The sequence below is a fragment of the Streptomyces sp. NPDC046727 genome, from assembly GCF_040645635.1.
Lineage (GTDB): Bacteria > Actinomycetota > Actinomycetes > Streptomycetales > Streptomycetaceae > Streptomyces.
The window spans coordinates 1-22,396 of sequence record NZ_JBEYYR010000052.1; the positions used below are offsets into that span (position 1 = coordinate 1).

The window sequence follows — 22,396 nt, forward strand, 5'->3', positions numbered from 1 at the left end:
GCTGCAGCGGATCGTCCATCGTCACCGCCAACAAGAACACCGTGTGGACCGCCGGCCACTGCGTCCACCCCGGTGACGGAACCGGCGCGGAAGGCTTCTACAAGGACATCGTCTTCATCCCCGGCTTCAAGAAGAACGACCAGACCGCCAAGGGCTACGACGCTCCGTGGGGCGAGTGGACCGCCAACGCGAAGGTCGCGCCCACCGCGTGGACCGCTGACGGGGACATGTTCTGGGGCGACATGGCAGCCTTCACGGTCATTCCCCCGGCCGGCTACACGAACCTGACCGACACGGTCGGCGCCTTCGGCTACAACTTCGGCTCGGGCCCCGACTGGTCGGACATCATCGACTCCGGCTTCCCCGGTGACGGCTACCACCGCACCGACATGGACGGCTACACGCAGTTCTACTGCACGGGCAACGCGCAGGACGCCACCCCGTTCTTCCCCGTGGACGACCGGCTGAAGTTCGACTGCGACATGGGCCACGGCGCCTCGGGCGGCCCGATGGCCACCCCGGAGGGTCAGATCGTCGGCGCCAACTCGCACGGCGAGGACGACGGAGCGGGCCACATCACCGCCCCGGTCCTGTACAGCTCGGCACACCAGGACAACGCGATCGACGTCATCAACAAGATCGGCACGCTCAGCTAGCAGCACGACACAGGGAGGCGGGCACCAGCCGAACACGAGCGGGCGCCCGCCTCCTTGGTGTCAGCTGTCCGGGCCGGGCGGGAGGTCTTCGCCGACCTGCCTGCCGAGGTCGAGATCCGGAACGAGGCACGCGTTCACCTCTGGTATGAGGGGAAGTTGGGAGTGGCGTGCCCGCCGTATGACTCCACCGAGGCGGCGATCGACAGCTTCGCCGCGACGACGTGCTGTCCGGGGGTTCGTGTGAAGGCCGACGGCCGGCGGCGTGAAGAGAGCGGTGCTGCGGGCCTGGTCAGGGCAGCAGACGGGTCGAGCCGTCTACCTGTTCGACGACTGTGGCGCCCTCGGTGACAGGTGAGCCCCGGCGAGCCTCGTAGGGTCAGTCCTCGATCACCGGATTGCACGGCGAGAGGAACGGATCCAGGCGCTCCTCCACGACCCCCCTGCGCATGACGCGCACCCGGAACGCGTTGTCGGCGTTCGGGAGGTCACCTTCGTCGGAGCGGTCGTAAAGGAGCCCCCACGAGCCGGGGAAACGGCGCGCGATGTACGCGACCAGTTCGTCCAGCTGCCCGGCCTCGTATCCGATGTGGTTGGTCTGGCCGGTGGCCGTGACGACGTGCAGCCCGTTGAAGACGTCGAGCATGACCTTGCAGCTGGGGGCCCACTGGATTGCGTCGATCCGCGCACGCAGCTCCTCGACACCGGCCCGCAGGGACTGCGAGTCGTCCTCGTACGTGTCCTCGGAGATACCGAACCAGCCATGGAACTCGTACATGCCCTCACTCCAGCGAAGCCGTGTCGATCACCGGCTCGACGCCGTACCGGCGTCCGTATTCCTGGAGCTTATCGATCACGCCGGGGCCGGGCGGTCCGTCGAAGCGGAAGTACGGCGTGCGGCCGCCTTCGCCTGGGCCACGTACTCGTCGCTGATCGCGTCGAACTCACGTCCGTCCGGGTCGTTCGCGAAACTCTGGGTCGGGCGTGGAGCGGTGTGTACGCGGACGCGTTGGCGTTCCACGTCGTAATGCCCACAGCGTGGTGCGGCTCTGCCAGGCGGTGCGCCCGTCCTCGTCGTTGAGCTCGGTCGGGGTGCCGATGAGGTCGGTCGCGCTCGCGAAGAACCGCGCGTCGGTCTCGTCGCATTCACTTCACGCTGCCGTTACACGTTCAGTAGCGGTAGCGAGCGGCAAGGATGACGATCTCCTTGTCGGTGAGCAGGTAGACGAGACGGTGCTCGTCGTCGATCCGCCTCGACCACGGCCACTACCAAGCCGGTCGATCAGGCCGTTGGTGACGACCAGGTCACATGACGTGCGCAGCGCATCCGCTCCCCGCCCGCTGACCGAAGTCAGCGCGCTGCGGACTCTGTGCGGACCGCAAAGGCCGCCCAACCCGCTCCGTCGCAGGTCAGACGGCCTTTTGCTGGACGTATCAGACATTGAAGCGGAACGTCGGACACAGCGCTGTGACCTGCGGAAACGACGCTTTCGAGCCGGTCATCCCAGCACCATCCCAGCACGGGAGCGCTATCCCAGCACCATGCAGCTCCGGCGTCTCTCGCACAGGGCTGGAGTGCGGCGGGACTGGCGAGCGGCATGATGACGAGCTTCACGGCCGGTGATGGAGCATCGCGGCCACGCCCTCGTCACTGGAGCCGTACGCGATACCGCGCAGGACCGCGACCGAGGCGCCACGACCGCGCTGGCCGAGGATGATCCCCGCTGCCGCAGCGATGAGGTCGGTGAAGGTCTCTCCTCCTGCCGTTTACCGCCGTGCTCCGTCACCCGCAGGGGCGCCACACCTGCCGCACCGATGGAGATAACAGTGGCACCGCGTCGGTCGGCGCGGCCGTCGGAGTCGGCGATGACCACGGCGACGGTGGCGCCGGAGTAGGTACTCAGGGCGTCGCGCAAGGAGCGGGCAGAAGCGTCAGGGTCCTCGGGCAGCAGCCAGGCGCCTTCGGTGCCGGCCCGGTCGATCCCCGCGGAGGTGAGCTGGTAGCCGAGCGTGTGGTGGGCGATGATCGGCCCCTTCTCGGTGGCCAGGAAGTGCTCGCGGGGTTCGGTTGAAGCGTTCGACTTTTGCCGTTGGTTTGCGGCCGGTAGGCGCGGGTGAGCTGGCCGACCGCGCCGAGGTCGGCCAGGGCCTGCTGCCAGGCGAAGCTTTTGCGGTAGGGCCAGGCGTTGTCGGTCAGGACCCGCTCGACGCGATCGATGCCGTGTGCCCTGAAGAAGGCTGCTGCCCGGCGGAGGAAGGATGCGCAGGTGGCGGCCTTCTCATCACCGTGGATCTCGTTGTAAGCGAGGCGGGTGTGGTCGTCGACAGCGGAGTGGATGTAGTCGAATCCCATGCCACTGCGGGTCACGCGGCCGGCCTGGCGGCCCAGGACCTTGCGGCCGCCGCCGTCGGGAATGCGACCGAGCTTCTTGACATCCACGTGGATCAGCTCGCCGGGCCGGTCGCGTTCGTAGTGGCGGATGACCTGTCCGGTCGGCCGGTCCAGGTGGGCCAGCCGGTTCAGGCCGCGACGTGTCAGGACCCGGTGCCCGGTCGAGGTGGGCAGTCCCAGGATCGGGCCAAGGCGGGCTGGTCCGAGTTTGCGTGCCTGCCGCTGCTGACACACCTGGCCTCCACCGTTGGCGCAGTGCGGTGGGTTGTCGTCATCGGGCGGCTGGATCGGTCGTGCAGGCCGGCCTCGCCCTCCGTGCGCCAGCGGCGGATCCACTTGTGGGCGGTCGCGCGGGAGATGCCCGTCTCGGCCGCAACATGCGCGACAGGGCGGCCCGCGCCGACACGCTCGACAAGCAGCCGCCTGCCATGAACGGTCAGCCGGGCATTACGGTGGGGCACGAAGACCTCCGTGCGGTGCAGTCCTAGACAGCTCCACCACACCGGAGGTCTTCGGCATGATCAAGCCCCGCAGGTGTCAACAACGCTCGTGATCAATACACCTAGCGCTGGATCGTCGGCGAGGCCGCACTGATGGCTGGGGCTCCGTTGCCCGTCACTCAGTCGGGCGTCGTGGACCCCCCGTCGGTCATACCCAAGCGTGCCTGTTCCTCTTCAACGGTCCAACGGGTCAAATCGGTGTCCGAGCGGGGATGGCGTCGAGCTCGCGCTCGACCGCCGCGTCGCGAATCGGCCGGAGCGCCGCCCGCACCGCATCGACCGCCCTGCCGTGGCCATCGACCACCGACTGGGCCGGCCTCGTGTAGCCGGATCCCCTCGCAACCGTGTCTGCTCGCCACGCGCCCGCCCTCTTCTCCCGGCCCCGCCGGAGGCCTTTCGCAGCGCGTGGCGCCAGCGCACGGTGAGGCGACGGGCGGACGCGCCCCGAAGCCGCCGACGCCGGCGACCACGCTTACAGGGTCGGCACGTCATGGCGATGGTGACGTGAGTCACTCCTCAGACCTTCCGTGCGGCGACCTCCCCACACGGTGACTCGTCCCCGAGCCCCTCCAGCAGCAAGAACGCGACAACCCCATCGCGCAGTCCGACTGCGCACTTGTCTTTCGTACAGCGATGAGAACGATTGGCACGCCATATCAACCCCCATGAGTTGCTAGGTTTATGACGCTTCGACAGAAGAGGATGCCGGACGAGGCACACAGTATCAGCGCCGTGCGACTGCGCAGCCACACTGCGCATAGCTACTCAAGCAGGCACCGGCAGCCACGTATGCGATCAGCCGACCGTAGTGAAACACCAGAGCGAGGAGTTCCCAGTGGAGAGCACGGATGCGCACGGCCCCGCCGCAGAGGTCGTCGACCGACTGTGGCGGGCGTATGCCCCCTTTCAGCGGGGCCGGAGCACGGACCGCGACCTCACCGCAATGCTCGCCATCCTGGTGCTCGCAAGGTTCATCGACTCTGCGAACGATCCGGGTGACGAACTGGTCAAACGGTGGTCCAGAGCCGTTGCGGAGGCACAGACCGGGTATCCACCGCTGAGGGACCTGAATGACGCACTCTTCCTCGCCTCCAGGAACGACCGCTTTCCCGTGCTCGCGCCCTGGAATCCGGAGAATGTGTTCGCCGGCAAAGGCGAGGCGGAGGACCTGCCATGGGTGGCGGCCTTCCTTGCCGCGCTCCAACAGCCCCCTACAGCCGCCGAGGCCGGAATCGAAGAGGTCGCCGACCTGCTCCTGGAACGGTACGTCGCAGAGAGCACCGCTCAGACGGGCGAGTACCACACCCCGCGCACGCTCACGCGACTGATCTCGGAATGCCTGTCCCCCCAGCCCGGCGATCGTGTACTCGACCCCGCCTGCGGCACCGGGGGGTTCCTCGCCGCCGCCGCGCGGCACATCGCACAGCAGGGTCACGTTGGCGGCGCCTCGTTCGAGGGTTACGCCATGGATCACCGCAACCCCCAGCTGGCCATGCTGAACCTGGCCCTGCACGGCATCGACCGGCCCCTGGTACGTGCCTCCGATCCCGGGTCACTCTTCCGGAGTCTGGGCAACGGCATGGCCGAACTCGTGCTGTGCAACCCGCCGTTCAACCAGCGCGTCCAGGGCCTGGAACACCTTGACTGGCCCTTCGGCCCACCCCCCGAGTCGAACGCGAACTTCGCCTGGATCCAACTCGCGTGGACCCGACTCAGCGAGAAGGGGAAGGCCGCCCTGATCATGCCGTCGGGCGCTGCCTCCGCACGCGGTCGCGCAGCGGAGATCCGCAAGGCGATACTGGCCGAAGGCGCGCTTCTCGCCATTGTCGCGCTACCGGCCGATCTCTTCTCCCGCACGACGGTCCCTGTGCACCTCTGGCTACTCGCCCGTGACAAATCCCGCCACGTCCCCGTCGGTGAAACCGATTCCGTCCTCTTCATCGACGCGAGCCAACTCGGCACGCAGGCTCCGCGCCAAGCCTGTGAGCTCGGCCCGGCAGACAGGGACCGCATCAGCGGCCGGTTCCACGCCTGGCTACGGTCTCCCTGCGCGACTCCCGACGAACCCGGATTCTCCTGCTCGGTCTCCTACGACGAGATCCTGGAGAACGACGGCTGTCCCCTTGACCCCCGGCTGTACGTGACGCCTGCCCGGGAGCAGCCAACCGCGGCGCTGGACACACGCCGCCTGCTCGACGAGCTAGTGAATCGCGCCGAATCGACAGCGGGCGCGACGGCCCACCTCTGCAAGAGCTTCGACCGGAGCGAGCGGGTGGCGCGCGGCGAGACGGAAGCCCCGCGTGTGCCACTCCGGCGCCTGGTGGAGGGCTCCGCAGAAGGGCTACTCGAGGCCCCGGGCCTGCTGCTCGCGGGACCCTCGGGAAGTCTGATTCGCGCCGACCACTACGTCGACGTCGGCGGCGTACCCGTGGTGATGCCCAAAGACCTGACCGGAAGTGGCTTCAGCACCGCGAACATCCGGTGCATCAGCGAGCGACAGGCCATGGGGCTGGAGCGCTTCCACCTCCGCCCTGGCGATGTCGTCATGGCGCGCCGAGGAGAGCTGGGACGAGCCGCCGTCGTCCGTGAGGAACAGAATGGCTGGGTGTGCGGCACAGGGTGCTTCCTGCTGCGTCCCCCCGCCGAGCTCGACGCCGACTACTTCGCCGCGTACTTGCGGGGTCTGGAGGCACGTACGTGGCTGGAGGCCCACTCCACCGGGAGCATGAAGATGAAGACTATCTCCCTCGACGTGCTCCGTGAGCTGCCCGTGGTACTGCCCAGCCTTGCCACCCAGCAGGCGATCGCCGACACGATGAAGCGGCTGGACGAACACGAGCGCCTGCTGCGCGAACAGCTCGCCCTGACCCAACGCATCCGTCATGACGCGCTGGACGGAGGCATCCTCCCCACGCCGTAGGAACTCGCGGCCGTGGCGAGGCGTGGATCGGAGGCTCCGGGGAGCACCCGGCTTGCCGCCGCCACAGCCGCTACCGTGAAGCCATGACCGCACTACCCGACTGGATGCGCCCGCCCCGCGCGGAAGGCTGGTTCGCGGAGGACCTGGATCACCTCCCCGAGGCACCGCGCCACACGGAGCTGATCGACGGAGCCCTCGTATTCATGATGTCGCCCCAGCGGTCCTGGCACGGCCGCCTCGTCACTGCCCTGACCACCACGCTCATGGCGCAGGCGCCGGCCGGCGTCGAGGTCGAGCGGGAGATGACGATCCGCCTCGATGCCCGCAACCGCCCCGAGCCGGACCTCTTGCTGACGGACCTGCCCTACGACCCCGACCGCACCTGGTACGCCCCCGATCACGTGAACCTCGTCGTGGAAGTCGTCTCCCCTGAGTCCGCGCACCGCGACCGCACTGTCAAGCTCCGCAAATACGCGGAGGCAGGCATCCCGCACTACTGGTGCATCGAGGACGAGGACGGCGCACCCGTCGTCCACGTGTACGAGCTCGACGAACCAACGGGCGCCTACGCGCCCGCCGGCATCTTCCGGGGCGCCCTCCAGCGCCCGGTGCCCTTCGAGATCAGTGTCGACCTCGACAAGCTCACACCTCCCCGGAGCGGCTGAAAAATCAGCGCCAGGTCAGCACCTGAACGTGGAAAAGGCCGGACTCGCCGAAGTCCGGCCTCTCCTGAACCGCATGTCGACCGATGACCTCACAAGCGGTATCGAGACGACTACACGTTGAAGCGGAACTCCACCACGTCCCCGTCCTGCATCACATACTCCTTGCCCTCCATGCGGGCCTTGCCCTTGGCGCGGGCGTCGGCGACCGAGCCGGTTTCGACCAGGTCGTCGAAGGAGATGACCTCCGCCTTGATGAAGCCCTTCTGGAAGTCGGTGTGGATGACACCGGCCGCCTCGGGGGCGGTGGCGCCCTTCTTGATCGTCCAGGCGCGGGACTCCTTGGGGCCGGCCGTCAGGTACGTCTGCAGGCCGAGGGTGTTGAAGCCGACGCGGGCGAGGGTGGCCAGGCCCGGCTCGTGCTGGCCGACGGACTCCAGCAGCTCCAGGGCCTCCTCCTCGTCCAGCTCGGCGAGGTCGGCCTCCAGCTTGGCGTTGAGGAAGATCGCCTCGGCGGGGGCGACCAGGGCGCGCTGCTCGTTCTTGAAGTCCTCGTCGATCAGTTCGTCCTCATCGACGTTGAAGACGTAGAGGAAGGGCTTCGTCGTGAGGAGGTGCAGGTCGTGGAGGAGTTCGTTGCGCTCGGTGCCCTGGACGATGCCGTGCGCGAAGAGCGTGTCGCCCTTCTCCAGGATCTCCTTGGCCTCCTCGACCGCCTTGACCTTGGGCGCCACGTCCTTCTTGATGCGCGACTCCTTCTGGAGGCGCGGGAGGACCTTCTCGATGGTCTGGAGGTCGGCGAGGATCAGCTCGGTGTTGATCGTCTCGATGTCGTCCTTCGGCGAGACCTTGCCGTCGACGTGGACGACGTTCTCGTCCTTGAAGGCGCGGATGACCTGGCAGATCGCGTCCGACTCGCGGATGTTCGCGAGGAACTTGTTGCCGAGGCCCTCGCCCTCGGAGGCGCCGCGCACGATGCCGGCGATGTCGACGAAGTCGACCGTGGCCGGAAGGATGCGCTCCGAGCCGAAGATCGAGGCCAGCTTGGCCAGGCGGGCGTCGGGGACGCCGACCACGCCGACGTTCGGCTCGATCGTGGCGAACGGGTAGTTGGCCGCCAGCACGTCGTTCTTGGTCAGGGCGTTGAACAGGGTCGACTTGCCGACATTGGGCAGGCCGACGATTCCGATCGTGAGCGACACGTTGCGACTTCCCGTAATTGAGTGGGCCAGGGGCTGCCAGGGGCCAGAGACCGACACTGGCCGATCCCCCAGTTTACGGCGTCCCGCGCGCCCGCCTCGCGAGAGCGTCGAACGCCCGGCCAAGCTCCGCCCACCGGCGTGTCTGGGGGCCGATTCTGCACATAAACAGACCTAGGTTGGTCCCTGTGGAGCAACACAGAACGCGACCCCCGAACGACGGACCGCGACGCGGCAGGCCGCCCCAGCCCCCGCTGCCCCCGCAGGCACGGCGCCGGCGGGGCGGCGAGCGCGGACCCGGTGGTGAGCGCAGGCCCGCGCCGGGACCCGGGCGGGGCGGGCGGCAGGCGGGGGCCGTCCGGCAGGCACGGGGGGCGCGGCCCGGACCGCGGCTGCCGAACCCCCGGCTGACCGGGCTGGGCAGCGGGCTGTTCTGCGCCGCGGCGATGTTCCTGCTCGGCTGTCTGGACCAGCTGCTGTTCGGGGGGTCCCCGACGGTCTACGGCGTGCTGTTCCTGCCGGTGTGCGTGCTGACCGCGCTGTGGGTGCGGGGCGGGGATCTGCTGACCGCTCCCGTCGTCGTACCGATCGCGTTCGCCGTGGGGCTGCCGGCGCTCGGCGAGGGCGGCGGGGGGCTGCTGGGCCAGACGATGGGGCTGGTCACCGGGCTCGCCACCCAGGCCGGCTGGCTGTACGGGGGGACGCTCGCCGCCGGAGTGATCGTGCTCGTCCGCCGGGTGCGGTGGGTCCGGCAGCGCCGGCGGAGGAGCTAGACCGGCCGCCCCGGTGACCGGGGCGCCCCGGGCGGCTAGGCGGCGTGGTGGGCCGCTCTCATCGCCGCTCCGACGATGCCCGCGTTGTTCTGCAGCTGCGCGGGGACGATCTCGGCCTTGATGCCCTCGATGAGGTGCAGGAACTTCTCCGACTTGCGGCTGACCCCGCCGCCGACGATGAACAGCTCCGGCGAGAACAGCATCTCCACGTGCGCCAGGTACTTGCGGACGCGGTTCGCCCACTGCTCCCAGCTGAGGTCGTGGTCCTCCTTGGCCTTGCTGGAGGCGCGCCGCTCCGCGTCGTGGCCGTTCAGCTCCAGGTGGCCCAGCTCGGTGTTCGGGACCAGGGTGCCGTCCACGAAGACGGCGCTGCCGATGCCCGTGCCGAAGGTGAGCAGGATGACCGTGCCCTTGCGGCCTCGGCCGGCGCCGAACTCCATCTCGGCGACGCCCGCCGCGTCCGCGTCGTTGACCACGGTCACCGGGAGTCCGCCGAGCCGGTCGCTGAACAACGCGCGCGCGTCCGTGTCGATCCAGCTCTTGTCGACGTTCGCCGCCGTACGCACCGTGGCGCCGCCGGTGACCACCCCGGGGAAGGTCAGGCCGACCGGGCCCGTCCAGCCGAAGTGGTCGATGACCTGCTTCACGCCGTCCGCCACGCCGTCGGGCGTCGCCGGATGCGGGGTGAGCACCTTGCAGCGCTCCTGGGCCAGGTCGCCCCGGTCCAGGTCCACAGGGGCGCCCTTGATCCCGGATCCGCCGATGTCCACACCGAAGATCTGCATGGCTCCACGTTACGACGGACGACTGACAGTCACTCCCCGGACGTGCCGCTCCCGCCCCGCTCGGCGACCAGCGCCGCGGCCTCTTCACGCAGGTCACGGCGGAGTTCCTTGGGCAGCGAGAAGGTGATCGACTCCTCGGCCGCCCTGACCAGCTCCACGTCCCCGTAGCCGCGCTCGGCGAGCCATTCCAGGACCTGCTCGACCAGCACCTCGGGCACGGAGGCACCGGAGGTGACACCGACGGTGGTCACGCCCTCCAGCCAGGCCTCGTCGATCTCGCTGGCGAAGTCCACCAGGTAGGCCTCGCGGGAGCCGGCCAGCTTGGCGACCTCGACGAGCCGCTTGGAGTTGGAGGAGTTGCGCGAGCCGACCACGATGACCAGCTCGGCCTCGGCGCCCATCTGCTTCACGGCGAGCTGCCGGTTCTGGGTGGCGTAGCAGATGTCGTCGCTGGGCGGAGAGACGAGCCCGGGGAACTTCGTCTTCAGGGCGTCGACGGTCTCCATGGTCTCGTCCACGGAGAGCGTGGTCTGGGACAGCCAGACGACCTTCGACTCGTCGCGGACCGTGACCTTGGCGACGTCCTCGGGACCGTCGACGAGCTGGATGTGCTCGGGGGCCTCGCCGGAGGTGCCGATGACCTCCTCGTGCCCCTCGTGCCCGATCAGGAGGATGTCGTAGTCCTCGTTGGCGTACCGGACGGCTTCCTTGTGGACCTTGGTGACCAGAGGGCAGGTGGCGTCGATGGTGGCGAGCCGGCCCTGCCGGGCCTCCTCGTGCACCACGGGGGCGACGCCGTGCGCCGAGAACATGACGATGTTGCCGGGCGGCACCTCCTCCGTGCGCTCGACGAAGACGGCGCCCTTCTTCTCCAGGGTCTGCACGACGTACTTGTTGTGGACGATCTCGTGCCGGACATAGATCGGGGCCCCGTACTGCTCCAGGGCTTTCTCGACGGCGATCACGGCGCGGTCCACGCCGGCGCAGTAGCCCCGGGGGGCGGCGAGCAGGACACGGCGGCCAGACGAAGCGGTCATGGGTCCCATCGTAAGGCCGCGTCCGGAGGCCGGAGATCGCGTGCCCGCGCTCGCGCGGGGAAGAGTTCGTGCGTATGTCCGACACCGGAACGACAGCTTCCAGTACCGGCGCGCCCTGGTCCCCGACGTGCCCCGGTGGGTGTGGACGGTGGCCATGGAGATCGTGGTCCTGCCGGTGTTCGCCTCCTCGGCGGCGTTCGCCGAGGAGGTCACCGGGGGCGGGAGCCGTTGACCAGCCGGCCGGCGCTGTGGCGGGGCGGGGGTTCCCTGGCCCGCGCCGGCGGGTGCCGCCTGCGCCCACCCGTGCCGCCCCAGCGGCACGACTGCCCGCAGGCTGCGCGCCCGCAGAAGCGCGGGAAACCGCACGACTGCCCGCAGGCTGCGTCTCCGGAGTCGTGACCGCGCGTAGCCGGGACGGCATTGTCGGTACCGGCCGTTAGGCTCGCCGCATGGCTGTGAACACGTCCCCCGAAGCCCCGCTCCCCGTCGGCGAGGTCTCCCGGCTGATCGGCGGCTGGATCGACCGCCTCGGGGCCGTGTGGGTCGAGGGGCAGATCACCCAGCTCTCCCGGCGCCCCGGTGCCGGCGTCGTGTTCCTCACGCTGCGCGACCCCTCGTACGACATCTCCGTCAGCGTGACCTGCTACCGCCAGGTGTTCGACGCGGTCGCGGACGTCGTCGGCGAGGGCGCCCGTGTCGTCGTCCTGGCGAAGCCCGAGTGGTACGCCCCCCGGGGCCAGCTGTCGCTGCGGGCCGCCGAGATACGGCCGGTCGGCGTCGGTGAGCTGCTGGCCCGGCTGGAGCAGCTGAAGAGGGCGCTCGCGGCCGAGGGGCTGTTCGCGCCGGAGCGGAAGAAGCCGCTGCCGTTCCTGCCGCAGCTGATCGGGCTGGTGTGCGGCCGGGCCTCCGCCGCGGAGCGGGACGTGCTGGAGAACGCACGGCACCGCTGGCCGGCCGTCCGCTTCGAGGTGCGCAACGTCCCGGTGCAGGGCGTGCACGCGGTCCCGCAGGTCGTGCAGGCGGTCAAGGAACTCGACGCGCTGGACGACGTGGACGTGATCATCGTCGCGCGCGGCGGCGGCAGCGTGGAGGACCTGCTGCCGTTCTCCGACGAGCAGCTGGTGCGGGCCGTGGCCGAGTGCCGTACGCCCGTGGTGTCCGCGATCGGGCACGAGCCGGACAACCCGCTGCTGGACCACGTGGCCGACCTGCGCGCCTCCACGCCGACGGACGCGGCCAAGAAGGTCGTCCCGGACGTCGGCGAGGAGCTGGAGCGGGTGCGGATGCTGCGGGACCGGGCGCGGCGCTGCATGGCCGCGTCCGTGGAGCGGGAGGAGCGCGGGCTGGCGCATGCGCTGGCCCGGCCGTCGATAGAGGATCCGCACCGGATGATCGACGAGCGCGCCGACCATGTCGCGTCGCTGCTCGACCGCGGCCGGCGGACCCTGGGGCATCTGCTGGACCGCGCGGACTCGGAGCTGACGCACACGCACGCGCGCGTGGTGGCCCTCTCCCCCGCGGCGACGCTCCAGCGGGGTTACGCGGTGCTGCAGCGGGCGGACGGGCACGTGGTGCGCGATCCGGCCGAGGTGACGGCGGGCGAGGCGCTGCGTGCCCGCGTCGCCGACGGTGAATTCACAGTGAAGGTGAGCGAATGACGAGCAAGGTGGACGAGGCGCTCTCGTACGAGCAGGCGCGGGACGAGCTGATCGAGGTCGTACGGCGGCTGGAGGCGGGCGGTACGTCGCTGGAGGAGTCCCTGGCGCTGTGGGAGCGCGGCGAGGAGCTGGCCAAGGTGTGCCGGCGCTGGCTGGAGGGGGCCCGGGCCCGGCTGGACGCGGCGCTGGCCGAGGAGGAAAAGGAGGAGGGCGCCGAGTAGGCGTCGACCCCGGGGTTGTGAAGCGGGTCACCACACCCCGGCCTTTGTTGAAGGTTGAACTTCACTGACGTAGTGTCGTGCACGTCAGCCGATCCGGACCATGGTCCGGTACGTCGGAACAGACGTCACCTAGGAAGTTCACGCATGTCTCTCGCCCTTGACCCCGCCGCCCAGGACCTGCTGTTCCGCGAGGCCCGCACCGCGAACACCTTCACCGACGAGCCGGTGACCGAGGAGCAGGTCCAGGCGATCTACGACCTGGTCAAGTACGGCCCCACGGCCTTCAACCAGAGCCCGCTGCGCATCACCCTGGTCCGCTCCGCCGAGGCCCGCGAGCGCCTGGTGCGGCACATGGCCGAGGGCAACCAGGCCAAGACGGCCGCCGCCCCGCTGGTCGCGATCCTCTCCGCGGACAATGAGTTCCACGAGGAGCTGCCGGCGCTGTTCCCGCACTTCCCGCAGGCCAAGGACATGTTCTTCAGCGAGCGTGCGGCCCGTGAGGGTGCCGCCGGGCTGAACGCCGCCCTGCAGGCCGCGTACTTCATCATCGGCGTGCGCGCCGCGGGCCTCGCCGCCGGCCCGATGACCGGCCTGGACTTCGAGGGCGTCCGCAAGGAGTTCCTGGACGACGACCACACCCCGCTCATGGTCGTCAACATCGGCCGCCCGGGCCCGGACGCCTGGTTCCCGCGCTCCCCGCGCCTGGCGTACGAGGACGTCGTCACCACCGTCTGAGCGGCCCGGCCCCACAGGGCCGGACACGCGGAGAGGCCCCCGGCATCGCCGGGGGCCTCTCCGCGTGCGTGGAGGTCGTACAGGTCACTCCGTCTGTTGTGCAGGTCACTTCGTCTTCAGCGCCGCGGCCATCGTCCTCAGCTCCTCGAAGGAGCCGGTTCCGGCCACCACCGTCGTGGAGCCGGACGTGCCCTCCAGGACGAGGGCGTCGTACCGGCCGCCCGTGCACCGGGTCCAGGTGCGGCCGCCGATGTCCTCGGTCCGCTTCGTCGCCGACCCGCCCTGGCTGGCGAGGTCGATGAAGTCGGCCCGCTTCTGCGTGGACTGCTCGACCTGCACATACTGGTCGTCAGGGGTCTGGAAGCCGAGGTGCCAGCGGTCGGAATCGCCGCCCTGGAAGCGTACGGAGGTCGCCTTCCAGGCACTCGGCAGGCCCTCGGGCGCGGCCACCGGATAGCTCGCCGCCCGGCGGGCCGTGAGCAGCTCGACCCGGTAGTCGACCCGCTTGAGGTCGGGAGCGTGATCGTCGTGCGGGATGGCGAAGAACCACACGAAAGCCGCCGCGATGCCGATCAGGGCCAGGGAGAGGATCATGTCCCGGGCCGTCTTCTGCTTGCCGTTCGAACCTGCCACGCCCCCTATCGTCGCAGGTGCCCCAAGCGCTCATCCGTGGGGCCCCCTGCTCATTTTGTCTGCCTAACGATAGAGTCGGGTCCAAGACCCTCATCCGGCCGTCGTCGTATCAGAAAGGTGCGCTCCGATGACCGAAAATCATCACCTGCCGTCCGAGCTCGATGTTCCCGCCGAGGCTCCCGACCGCAACCTCGCCCTGGAACTCGTCCGGGTGACCGAAGCCGCCGCGATGGCCGCGGGCCGCTGGGTGGGGCGCGGTGACAAGAACGGCGCCGACGGTGCCGCGGTGCGCGCCATGCGGACCCTCGTCTCCACCGTCTCGATGAACGGCGTGGTCGTCATCGGCGAGGGCGAGAAGGACGAGGCGCCGATGCTCTTCAACGGGGAGCACGTCGGCGACGGCACCGGTCCCGAGGTCGACATCGCCGTCGACCCGATCGACGGCACCACGCTGACGGCCAAGGGCATGCCGAACGCGATCGCCGTCCTCGCCGCCGCCGAGCGCGGCGCCATGTTCGACCCGTCCGCCGTGTTCTACATGGACAAGCTGGTCACCGGCCCGGAGGCGGCGGACTTCGTCGACATCGACGCGCCCGTGGCCGTGAACATCAAGCGGATCGCGAAGGCGAAGAAGGCCACGCCGGAGGACGTCACCGTCGTCATCCTCGACCGGCCGCGGCACGAGGGTCTGATCCGCGAGGTCCGGGAGGCCGGCGCCCGCATCAAGCTGATCTCCGACGGCGATGTCGCCGGCTCGGTGTACGCGCTGCGCGAGGGCACCGGCGTCGACCTGCTGCTCGGCATCGGCGGCACCCCCGAGGGCATCATCTCGGCCTGCGCGGTCAAGTGCCTGGGCGGGACCATCCAGGGCAAGCTGTGGCCCAAGGACGACGAGGAGCGGCAGCGGGCGATCGACGCCGGGCACGATCTGGATCGCGTGCTGACGACGAACGACCTGGTGTCCGGGGAGAACGTCTTCTTCGTCGCGACCGGGATCACCGACGGCGAGCTGCTGCGCGGCGTCCGGTACCGCTCGGAGACCGCGCTGACCGAGTCGATCGTGATGCGGTCGAAGTCGGGGACGGTACGCAGGATCGACTCCGAGCACCGGCTGAGCAAGCTGCGGGCCTACAGCGCCGTGGACTTCGACCGGGCCAAGTAGCACCCGGAGGAACGGGAAGCGCCCCCTGCGCGCAGGGGGCGCTCTTCGCTGCTGTCAGCCCGCCATGCGGTTCGCCGCCGCCCTCGCCGCCTTCTTCAGCTCCACGTCCCTGCGGCGGCGCCGGGCCAGCACCACCCGGCGCTCGGCCGCCGTCAGGCCGCCCCAGACGCCGTAGGGCTCGGGCTGGAGGAGGGCGTGTTCGCGGCACTCGACCATGACCGGGCAGCGCGCGCAGACCCGCTTGGCCGCCTCCTCACGGGACAGCCGGGCGGCGGTCGGCTCCTTCGACGGGGCGAAGAAGAGGCCGGCCTCGTCGCGCCGGCACACGGCCTCGGTGTGCCAGGGGGCGTCTTGGTCCCTGTCCCGCGCTGGCACCCGCTGGGCCGGAACGGCGGCTACCTGCAGGGACGAATGCGGCGGTTGCAGCACGGTCTACTCCTGACGACGGCTTCGCGAGCGAGAGACGATGCAGCAAGGCCTACCCGCTGTGCGCGCTCCTATGCACAGCGTTCCCATCCGCAGGCGCGCGCCGACTCGTTCACGCCCCCACGGGGACGCCGCGAGATCGGGCCGCTCCGGTCACCGGCGGATTCGCGGCCCTCAATGACCCAGGTGTTTGCGCAGCTTCCGGTCGACCTTGTCCTGGACGCGCTCCAGGATGTCCGCCACGAGCCTGCCCCGCTTGGGATGCGCCTCGACATTGCCGAGGACGGCCCAGCCGTCCACGTAGACGACGGGCGCGTCGGAGTCCGCCGAGTCCAGCGGGCTCACCTCGAAGTTGCCGAGCACACCGCCTCCGGTGCCGCGCAGCGAGATGTTCTCCGGGACGCGGATCTGGACGTCGCCGAAGACGGAGACCGCCTTGATCATCACCTGCTGGTACTCGAAGATCGCCTCGCTGAGGTCGATCTCGACGCTGCCGAAGACCGCGTACGCGTGCAGCCGGCGCCCGGCCCGCCAACGGCCCCGGCGCATCGCGCTGCTGAACACCGCCACCACGCTGGCGTCGGCCTCCGCCGGGATCGCGCCAGGGGTGGGCCGGGACGGGACCGGCGTGTAGGCGGGGGCGGCGGGGCGCCGGTGGGCGGCCGGCAGGTCCCGGATGAAGACCTCCAGCTCCCCCACCGTCTTGGCGTTCAGCACCCCGTCCACGCGCTCGGCGTGCTCGTCGGCGGTCAGCCGGCCCTCGGCGAGGGCCTCGCGCAGGATGTCGGCCACGCGGTCGCGGTCGGCGTCGGAGGCGCGCAGCTCGGTCGCGGGTGCGGGTGCGGTCTGCTTCTGAAGGTCCACGGAAGCAGCATAGCGAAACACGATAGATCGCGATACCCCTGACTGAGCCTTACCTCACAAGCTCGGCGGCGACGGCAGGTTCTACGCTGGTGAGGCCCGCCAGCGTCGGCGGGCCGCCGTCCGTCAGAGTGAGGAATGGGCTGAGATGCCTGAGTTCGCGTACACCGATCTGCTCCCCCAGGGCGAGGACACCACCCCGTACCGGCTGGTGACCTCCGAGGGTGTCTCCACGGTCGAGGGGCCCGACGGGCGGACGTTCCTGAAGGTGGAGCCGGAGGCGCTGCGCAAGCTGGCCGAAGAGGCCATCCACGACATCCAGCACTACCTGCGCCCGGCCCACCTGGCCCAGCTGCGCCGGATCATCGACGACCCGGAGGCGTCGAGCAACGACAAGTTCGTCGCGCTCGACCTGCTGAAGAACGCGAACATCGCGGCGGCCGGTGTGCTGCCGATGTGCCAGGACACCGGCACGGCGATCGTCATGGGCAAGCGCGGGCAGAACGTGCTGACCGAGGGCGGCGACGAGGCGGCGCTGAGCCGCGGCATCTACGACGCGTACCTGAACCTCAACCTGCGCTACTCGCAGATGGCTCCGCTCACCATGTGGGAGGAGAAGAACACCGGCTCCAACCTGCCGGCCCAGATCGAGCTGTACGCCACCGACGGCGGCGCCTACAAGTTCCTGTTCATGGCGAAGGGCGGCGGCTCGGCCAACAAGTCCTTCCTGTACCAGGAGACGAAGGCCGTCCTGAACGAGGCCTCCATGATGAAGTTCCTGGAGGAGAAGATCCGTTCGCTGGGTACGGCCGCCTGCCCGCCGTACCACCTGGCGATCGTGGTCGGCGGTACGAGCGCCGAGTACGCGCTGAAGACCGCGAAGTACGCCTCCGCGCACTACCTGGACGAGATCCCGGCCGAGGGCTCCCCTCTCGGCCACGGCTTCCGGGACAAGGAGCTGGAGGAGAAGGTCTTCGAGCTGACGCAGAAGATCGGGATCGGCGCGCAGTTCGGCGGCAAGTACTTCTGCCACGACGTACGGGTGGTCCGCCTCCCGCGGCACGGCGCCTCCTGCCCGGTCGCCATCGCCGTCTCCTGCTCGGCCGACCGCCAGGCGGTCGCGAAGATCACCGCCGAGGGCGTCTTCCTGGAGCAGCTGGAGACCGACCCGGCGCGCTTCCTGCCGGACACGACCGACGAGCACCTGGACGAGTCGTCCGACGTCGTCAAGATCGACCTCAACCAGCCGATGGACACGATCCTCGCCGAGCTGACCAAGTACCCGGTCAAGACCCGCCTGTCGCTGACCGGCCCGCTGGTCGTGGCCCGCGACATCGCGCACGCCAAGATCAAGGAGCGGCTGGACGCGGGCGAGGAGATGCCGCAGTACCTGAAGGACCACCCGGTGTACTACGCCGGCCCGGCGAAGACCCCCGAGGGGTACGCCTCCGGTTCCTTCGGTCCGACCACGGCCGGCCGCATGGACTCCTACGTGGAGCAGTTCCAGGCCGCCGGCGGCTCCAAGGTGATGCTCGCCAAGGGCAACCGCAGCAAGCAGGTCACCGACGCGTGTGACGCCCACGGCGGCTTCTACCTCGGCTCCATCGGCGGTCCGGCCGCCCGCCTCGCCCAGGACTGCATCAAGAAGGTGGAGGTCCTGGAGTACGAGGAGCTGGGCATGGAGGCCGTCTGGAAGATCGAGGTCGAGGACTTCCCGGCGTTCATCGTGGTGGACGACAAGGGCAACGACTTCTTCCAGGACCCCGCGCCTCAGCCGACGTTCACGAGCATCCCGGTGCGGGGTCCGGGGCTGGCCTAGTCCCCGTGCCCTACCAGGGGGCTCCGCCCCCTGGCCCCCCGGCCTGTGCCCACCCGCCACCCGACTCGGTCGGCTGGAAGGCGGGCGGCCGGGGGGCGGACCTCGTCGGCCGGGCGCGGACGCCGTCCGCCCGGAGCCCGCGCCGGCTCCTGGTCAGCTGAAGCGCTGCGTGGCCGAGCCGTCGCAGTTCCGCAGCCGGGTCCGTTCGCCGGCCGCGGCCGGCGTCACGCACAGCCCCGGCGCCGCCGCCGGGCGGATCGTGCCCGACCGGCGGACGAACTGCTGGTTCGCGCCGCCGTGGCAGTTCCAGAGGATCAGGCCCGTGCCGGCCGTGTAGGAGCCGCCGGGCACGTCCAGGCACCGGTCGTGGGTCGACTGCACGTGCAGCGAGCGCCGTTCGGTGTCGTACCACCAGCCCTGGTTGCGGCCCCCGTGGCAGTCCCAGCCGATCACCTCCGTGCCGTTGGCGCTCGATCCGCCCGACGCGTCCAGGCAGGCGCCGGTGGCCCGGCCGGTCAGCGGGTGGAAGGCGTCGTCCCAGGCGCCCGGGTACAGCTGAGGAGAGCCGGTGCTCGCGGGGTCGGCACAACCCGCCTCGCGGTAGCCGGAGTTGTAGAACCGGGTCAGGCAGGCGGCGAAGGCGCCGTGGCCGCGGGCGTTGGGATGGAAGGACTGCCGTACCGAGTTGGAGTCGGGCGGGAACGGGCCCGCGAGGTCGACGTACAGGCCCCGCGCCCAGGTGTCCTCCATGCAGACCTCGTGGCCGTGGAAGAGGCGGGAGTTGTCGAGGTAGTACGCGCCGCTCTCCTCGGCGGCCTCGCGCATGCCGCGTTCGAAGAGCGGGACGGCGGTGTTCCGGCCCCAGGCGGCGTCGGAGTCGTAGCCGGTGCAGCCGCCCGGGAGCTTGCCCGGGAAGTCGGGGTTGTCGTGGATATCGGGGCCGATGGGGCTCGGGTAGCCCATGAGGACGAGTGTGTAGTCGTCGTCCGTGTAGCCCGCGTCCCGCATCACGGTCTTCAGGTCGGCGACGGTGGCCTCCACCTTCGGGACCAGGGCGTCGACCCGGGCCTGCCAGCCGGGGGTGTACTTGGGCTCGCAGGTCCCCTGGAGGGTCAGGTAGCGGGTCACGCAGTCGGTCATCACCGGGCCGAACTGGAGGTCGTCGTTGGCGCCGGCGACCAGCACGATCATCTTGACGCGGGTGGTGCGGGCCTTGATCGCGAGGCTGTCGCTCTGGACGAGTTCGTCGGCGTACTGCCTGCTGCCGCCGATGCGGATGTTGCCGGTGGAGGCGCCGGAGCAGGCCACGTTGTAGGTGACGTCGGCGGGGATGCCGGTGCGGTGGACGGCCGCCTGGGGCGAGCGGTGGCACCAGTTGTCCGGGCCGTCGGTGCCGGGCTCGTAGCTGCCGACGCCCTCGCCGGAGATCTCGCTGTCACCCAGGGAGATCAGCGAGGTCTTGCGGTCGGCGAGGGGCCGCTCGGCCGGGTCGCCGTAGAGGGCGGTGGCCTCGGCGGCGCGGATGCGTTCCAGGTCGGGCGGGAGGGGGGTGGCCGCCATGGCGGCCGGGGCCGCGTGGGCGGCGGGGGCCGTGAGGCCCGCGAACACGGTGGCGGCCGTCGCGACAGCGACGGCCGTACATCTGATCCTGGATCTGACGCGTTCCATGACGCCTCCCCGAAGCAGGTGTTACCCCCGGTATTTACTGGCGGGTAGTCACATAGGGAATACGCGTGCCGCGACACGTGCTCACGTTTTCGGAGGTACGACGATGACGACCGAAGAGCCGCAGTACCGGATCGAGCACGACTCGATGGGCGAGGTCCGGGTCCCGGCCCATGCCAAGTGGCGGGCGCAGACGCAGCGCGCCGTCGAGAACTTCCCGGTCTCCGGGCAGCGGATCGAGCGCGCGCACATCGAGGCGCTGGCCCGCGTCAAGGCGGCGGCGGCGAAGGTGAACGCCGAGCTGGGCGTGCTGGACAAGGAGGTCGCGCTGGCGATCCAGGAGGCGGCCGGGGAGGTCGCCGCGGGGGAGTGGGACGAGCACTTCCCGGTGGATGTCTTCCAGACGGGCTCCGGGACCTCGTCCAACATGAACGCCAACGAGGTCATCGCGACGCTGGCGACCGAGCGGCTCGGCCGGGACGTGCATCCCAACGACCATGTGAACGCCTCCCAGTCGTCCAACGACGTCTTCCCGTCGTCCCTCCACATCGCGGCCACCGCCGCCGTCACCCACGACCTGATCCCGGCCCTGGAGCACCTCGCCGCCGCCCTGGAGCGCAAGTCCGCGGAGTTCGCCGACGTGGTGAAGTCCGGGCGGACCCACCTGATGGACGCCACGCCGGTGACGCTCGGGCAGGAGTTCGGCGGGTACGCGGCCCAGGTGCGGTACGGCGTCGAGCGCCTCCGTGCCTCCCTGCCCCGCCTCGCCGAGCTGCCGCTGGGCGGCACCGCGGTCGGCACCGGCATCAACACCCCGCCCGGGTTCTCCGCCGCCGTCATCGAGGAGGTCGCCCGGGCCACCGGGCTGCCGCTCACCGAGGCCCGCGACCACTTCGAGGCGCAGGGCGCCCGGGACGGCGTCGTGGAGACCAGCGGGCAGCTGCGGACCATCGCGGTCGGCCTGACGAAGATCGCCAACGATCTGCGCTGGATGTCCTCCGGGCCGCGCACCGGTCTCGCCGAGATCCGGCTGCCCGACCTCCAGCCCGGGTCGTCCATCATGCCGGGCAAGGTCAACCCCGTGGTCCCGGAAGCCGTGTTGATGGTCGCAGCCCAGGTCATCGGCAACGACGCCACCATCGCCACCGCCGGCGCGGCGGGCAACTTCGAGCTGAACGTGATGCTCCCGGTCATCGCCAAGAACGTCCTGGAGTCCGTCCGGCTGCTCGCCAACGTCTCGCGGCTGCTGGCCGACCGGACCGTCGACGGCATCACCGCCGACCGCGAACGCACCCGCGAGTACGCCGAGTCGTCGCCGTCCGTGGTGACCCCGCTGAACAAGTACATCGGCTACGAGGAGGCCGCGAAGGTCGCCAAGAAGTCCCTCGCCGAACGGAAGACGATCCGCGAAGTCGTCCTGGAGAGCGGGTACGTGGAGCGCGGCGACCTGACACTGGAGCAGCTCGACGAGGCGCTGGATGTCCTGCGGATGACGCACCCGTAACCGCGAGCGAACGTTTCCGGCCACTGCGGGCCTCCGTGACCCGCACCGCAGCGTCGTATGCCCGTGGCACCTAATATCTGTGCATGACGGACGACGGAGCGGTGACACGAGTGGCGGCGGGGCCTGCGACGCACTGGACCCCCGGAACACACATCCTGTGGCGCTACCGGGAGAACGGGGGCGAGCACTTCCACATCGCCCGGCCTGTCACCGTCGTACGTGACGACGCGGAATGGCTGGCCGTGTGGCTGGCCCCCGGCACCGAGTGCGTCAAGCCGGTCCTGGCCGACGGCACGCCCGTGCACCTGGAGCCGCTGGAGTCCCGCTACACCAAGCCGCGCACGGTGCAGCGGGACCGCTGGTTCGGCACGGGCGTGCTGAAGCTGGCCCAGCCCGGCCGGCCCTGGTCGGTGTGGCTGTTCTGGGATCCGGGCTGGCGGTTCAAGAACTGGTACGTCAATCTGGAGCGGCCGCTGGCCCGCTGGGCGGGCGGGGTGGACTCCGAGGACCACTTCCTGGACATCTCGGTGCACCCGGACCGCAGTTGGCACTGGCGCGACGAGGACGAGTTCGCGCAGGCCCAGCGGGACGGGCTGATGGACGCGGCGACCGCCGAGCGGGTGCGGGAGGCCGGGCGGGAGGCTGTGGAGGTGATCCGCGCGTGGGGGCCGCCGTTCCCGGACGGCTGGCAGCACTGGCGCCCGGACCCGTCCTGGGGGGTACCTTCTCTCCCCGAGGACTGGGACCGTACTCCGGCGCATGTGTCCTCATGAGACTCTTGATGCACCCCC

General features: G+C 70.1%; 21 protein-coding genes and 4 pseudogenes. 13 read left to right on the forward strand and 12 right to left on the reverse strand.

Annotation, left to right across the window (positions count from 1 at the left end):
- Both ABZ937_RS39285 and ABZ937_RS39290 read left to right on the forward strand, forming a co-directional pair.
- Positions 1-656, forward strand: a pseudogene (locus ABZ937_RS39285) (hypothetical protein); the annotation flags it as partial.
- Positions 657-716: 60 nt separating this feature from the next.
- A pseudogene (locus tag ABZ937_RS39290) lies at positions 717-911 on the forward strand (nucleotidyltransferase family protein); the annotation flags it as partial.
- Positions 912-1,032: 121 nt separating this feature from the next.
- Here the strand turns inward: ABZ937_RS39290 and ABZ937_RS39295 are convergent.
- The 5 genes and pseudogenes from ABZ937_RS39295 to ABZ937_RS39315 all read right to left on the reverse strand — a co-directional run.
- The gene (locus ABZ937_RS39295) at positions 1,033-1,431 is read right to left on the reverse strand and encodes an Imm7 family immunity protein (RefSeq protein ID WP_361699569.1); all 399 of its coding nucleotides are present in this window, start codon (positions 1,429-1,431) and stop codon (positions 1,033-1,035) included.
- 166 nt (positions 1,432-1,597) lie between these two features.
- The gene (locus ABZ937_RS39300; RefSeq protein WP_361699661.1) at positions 1,598-1,753 is read right to left on the reverse strand and encodes a hypothetical protein; all 156 of its coding nucleotides are present in this window, start codon (positions 1,751-1,753) and stop codon (positions 1,598-1,600) included.
- A gap of 70 nt (positions 1,754-1,823) precedes the next feature.
- A pseudogene (locus ABZ937_RS39305) lies at positions 1,824-1,913 on the reverse strand (type II toxin-antitoxin system YoeB family toxin); the annotation flags it as partial.
- Positions 1,914-2,182: 269 nt separating this feature from the next.
- A complete protein-coding gene (locus ABZ937_RS39310; RefSeq protein WP_361699663.1) occupies positions 2,183-2,836 on the reverse strand; it encodes a coenzyme F420-0:L-glutamate ligase in 654 nt (217 codons plus the stop codon).
- Positions 2,737-3,506: pseudogene (locus tag ABZ937_RS39315) on the reverse strand (IS481 family transposase); the annotation flags it as partial. The pseudogene ABZ937_RS39315 and the gene ABZ937_RS39310, both read right to left, overlap by 100 nt.
- Positions 3,507-4,380: 874 nt before the next feature.
- Here ABZ937_RS39315 and ABZ937_RS39320 point away from each other — a divergent pair.
- Complete coding sequence (locus ABZ937_RS39320; RefSeq protein WP_361699571.1) at positions 4,381-6,465, forward strand: N-6 DNA methylase; 2,085 nt, start codon at positions 4,381-4,383, stop codon at positions 6,463-6,465.
- An 83-nt stretch (positions 6,466-6,548) separates the two neighbouring features.
- Positions 6,549-7,130 (forward strand): Uma2 family endonuclease, encoded by a 582-nt coding sequence (locus ABZ937_RS39325; RefSeq protein WP_058081750.1) that lies wholly within the window; start codon positions 6,549-6,551, stop codon positions 7,128-7,130.
- 110 nt (positions 7,131-7,240) lie between these two features.
- Here ABZ937_RS39325 and ychF read toward each other — a convergent pair whose 3' ends face one another.
- Positions 7,241-8,329: a redox-regulated ATPase YchF gene (gene ychF / locus ABZ937_RS39330; protein WP_361699573.1), complete on the reverse strand. Its 1,089-nt coding sequence runs from the start codon at positions 8,327-8,329 to the stop codon at positions 7,241-7,243.
- A 185-nt stretch (positions 8,330-8,514) separates the two neighbouring features.
- Between ychF and ABZ937_RS39335 the strand changes: the two genes are divergently transcribed.
- A complete protein-coding gene (locus ABZ937_RS39335) occupies positions 8,515-9,099 on the forward strand; it encodes a DUF6542 domain-containing protein (protein WP_361699575.1) in 585 nt (194 codons plus the stop codon).
- 35 nt (positions 9,100-9,134) lie between these two features.
- Here ABZ937_RS39335 and ppgK read toward each other — a convergent pair whose 3' ends face one another.
- Together ppgK and ABZ937_RS39345 are read right to left on the reverse strand one after the other, a co-directional pair.
- Entirely contained in the window at positions 9,135-9,884 is a 750-nt protein-coding gene (gene ppgK / locus ABZ937_RS39340) for a polyphosphate--glucose phosphotransferase (RefSeq protein ID WP_361699577.1), read from the reverse strand.
- Positions 9,885-9,913: 29 nt separating this feature from the next.
- A complete protein-coding gene (locus tag ABZ937_RS39345) occupies positions 9,914-10,930 on the reverse strand; it encodes a 4-hydroxy-3-methylbut-2-enyl diphosphate reductase (RefSeq protein ID WP_361699579.1) in 1,017 nt (338 codons plus the stop codon).
- A 31-nt stretch (positions 10,931-10,961) separates the two neighbouring features.
- On the opposite strand from ABZ937_RS39345, the gene ABZ937_RS39350 reads away from it, so the two are divergent.
- The 4 genes from ABZ937_RS39350 (at position 10,962) to ABZ937_RS39365 (ending at position 13,535) form a co-directional block, all read left to right on the forward strand.
- Positions 10,962-11,153 (forward strand): hypothetical protein, encoded by a 192-nt coding sequence (locus ABZ937_RS39350; protein ID WP_361699581.1) that lies wholly within the window; start codon positions 10,962-10,964, stop codon positions 11,151-11,153.
- Between the two features lie 217 nt (positions 11,154-11,370).
- The gene (xseA, locus tag ABZ937_RS39355; RefSeq protein ID WP_361699583.1) at positions 11,371-12,579 is read left to right on the forward strand and encodes an exodeoxyribonuclease VII large subunit; all 1,209 of its coding nucleotides are present in this window, start codon (positions 11,371-11,373) and stop codon (positions 12,577-12,579) included.
- Positions 12,576-12,800 (forward strand): exodeoxyribonuclease VII small subunit, encoded by a 225-nt coding sequence (locus ABZ937_RS39360; RefSeq protein WP_361699585.1) that lies wholly within the window; start codon positions 12,576-12,578, stop codon positions 12,798-12,800. The genes xseA and ABZ937_RS39360 overlap by 4 nt, the downstream gene beginning before the upstream one ends.
- 144 nt (positions 12,801-12,944) lie before the next feature.
- A complete protein-coding gene (locus ABZ937_RS39365; protein ID WP_361699587.1) occupies positions 12,945-13,535 on the forward strand; it encodes a malonic semialdehyde reductase in 591 nt (196 codons plus the stop codon).
- 105 nt (positions 13,536-13,640) lie between these two features.
- Here ABZ937_RS39365 and ABZ937_RS39370 read toward each other — a convergent pair whose 3' ends face one another.
- A complete protein-coding gene (locus ABZ937_RS39370) occupies positions 13,641-14,168 on the reverse strand; it encodes a DUF4245 domain-containing protein (RefSeq protein ID WP_361699589.1) in 528 nt (175 codons plus the stop codon).
- A 127-nt stretch (positions 14,169-14,295) separates the two neighbouring features.
- On the opposite strand from ABZ937_RS39370, the gene glpX reads away from it, so the two are divergent.
- A complete protein-coding gene (gene glpX, locus ABZ937_RS39375) occupies positions 14,296-15,330 on the forward strand; it encodes a class II fructose-bisphosphatase (protein WP_361699591.1) in 1,035 nt (344 codons plus the stop codon).
- Between the two features lie 54 nt (positions 15,331-15,384).
- On the opposite strand, the gene ABZ937_RS39380 is transcribed toward glpX, so the two are convergent.
- Together ABZ937_RS39380 and ABZ937_RS39385 are read right to left on the reverse strand one after the other, a co-directional pair.
- On the reverse strand, positions 15,385-15,759 hold the full coding sequence (locus ABZ937_RS39380; protein WP_361699593.1) for a WhiB family transcriptional regulator: 375 nt from the start codon (positions 15,757-15,759) through the stop codon (positions 15,385-15,387).
- Positions 15,760-15,930: 171 nt separating this feature from the next.
- The gene (locus tag ABZ937_RS39385) at positions 15,931-16,620 is read right to left on the reverse strand and encodes a DUF1707 domain-containing protein (protein WP_361699595.1); all 690 of its coding nucleotides are present in this window, start codon (positions 16,618-16,620) and stop codon (positions 15,931-15,933) included.
- Positions 16,621-16,765: 145 nt separating this feature from the next.
- Between ABZ937_RS39385 and ABZ937_RS39390 the strand changes: the two genes are divergently transcribed.
- The gene (locus ABZ937_RS39390) at positions 16,766-18,436 is read left to right on the forward strand and encodes a fumarate hydratase (RefSeq protein WP_361699597.1); all 1,671 of its coding nucleotides are present in this window, start codon (positions 16,766-16,768) and stop codon (positions 18,434-18,436) included.
- A gap of 153 nt (positions 18,437-18,589) precedes the next feature.
- Here the strand turns inward: ABZ937_RS39390 and ABZ937_RS39395 are convergent, their stop codons facing one another.
- A complete protein-coding gene (locus ABZ937_RS39395) occupies positions 18,590-20,104 on the reverse strand; it encodes a ricin-type beta-trefoil lectin domain protein (RefSeq protein WP_361699599.1) in 1,515 nt (504 codons plus the stop codon).
- A gap of 103 nt (positions 20,105-20,207) precedes the next feature.
- On the opposite strand from ABZ937_RS39395, the gene ABZ937_RS39400 reads away from it, so the two are divergent.
- Positions 20,208-21,605 carry a class II fumarate hydratase gene (locus ABZ937_RS39400; RefSeq protein ID WP_361699601.1) on the forward strand — a complete coding sequence of 466 codons (1,398 nt, stop codon included), beginning with the start codon at positions 20,208-20,210 and terminating at the stop codon, positions 21,603-21,605.
- 83 nt (positions 21,606-21,688) lie between these two features.
- The gene (locus ABZ937_RS39405; RefSeq protein ID WP_361699603.1) at positions 21,689-22,378 is read left to right on the forward strand and encodes a DUF402 domain-containing protein; all 690 of its coding nucleotides are present in this window, start codon (positions 21,689-21,691) and stop codon (positions 22,376-22,378) included.
- Positions 22,379-22,396 lie beyond the last annotated feature (18 nt).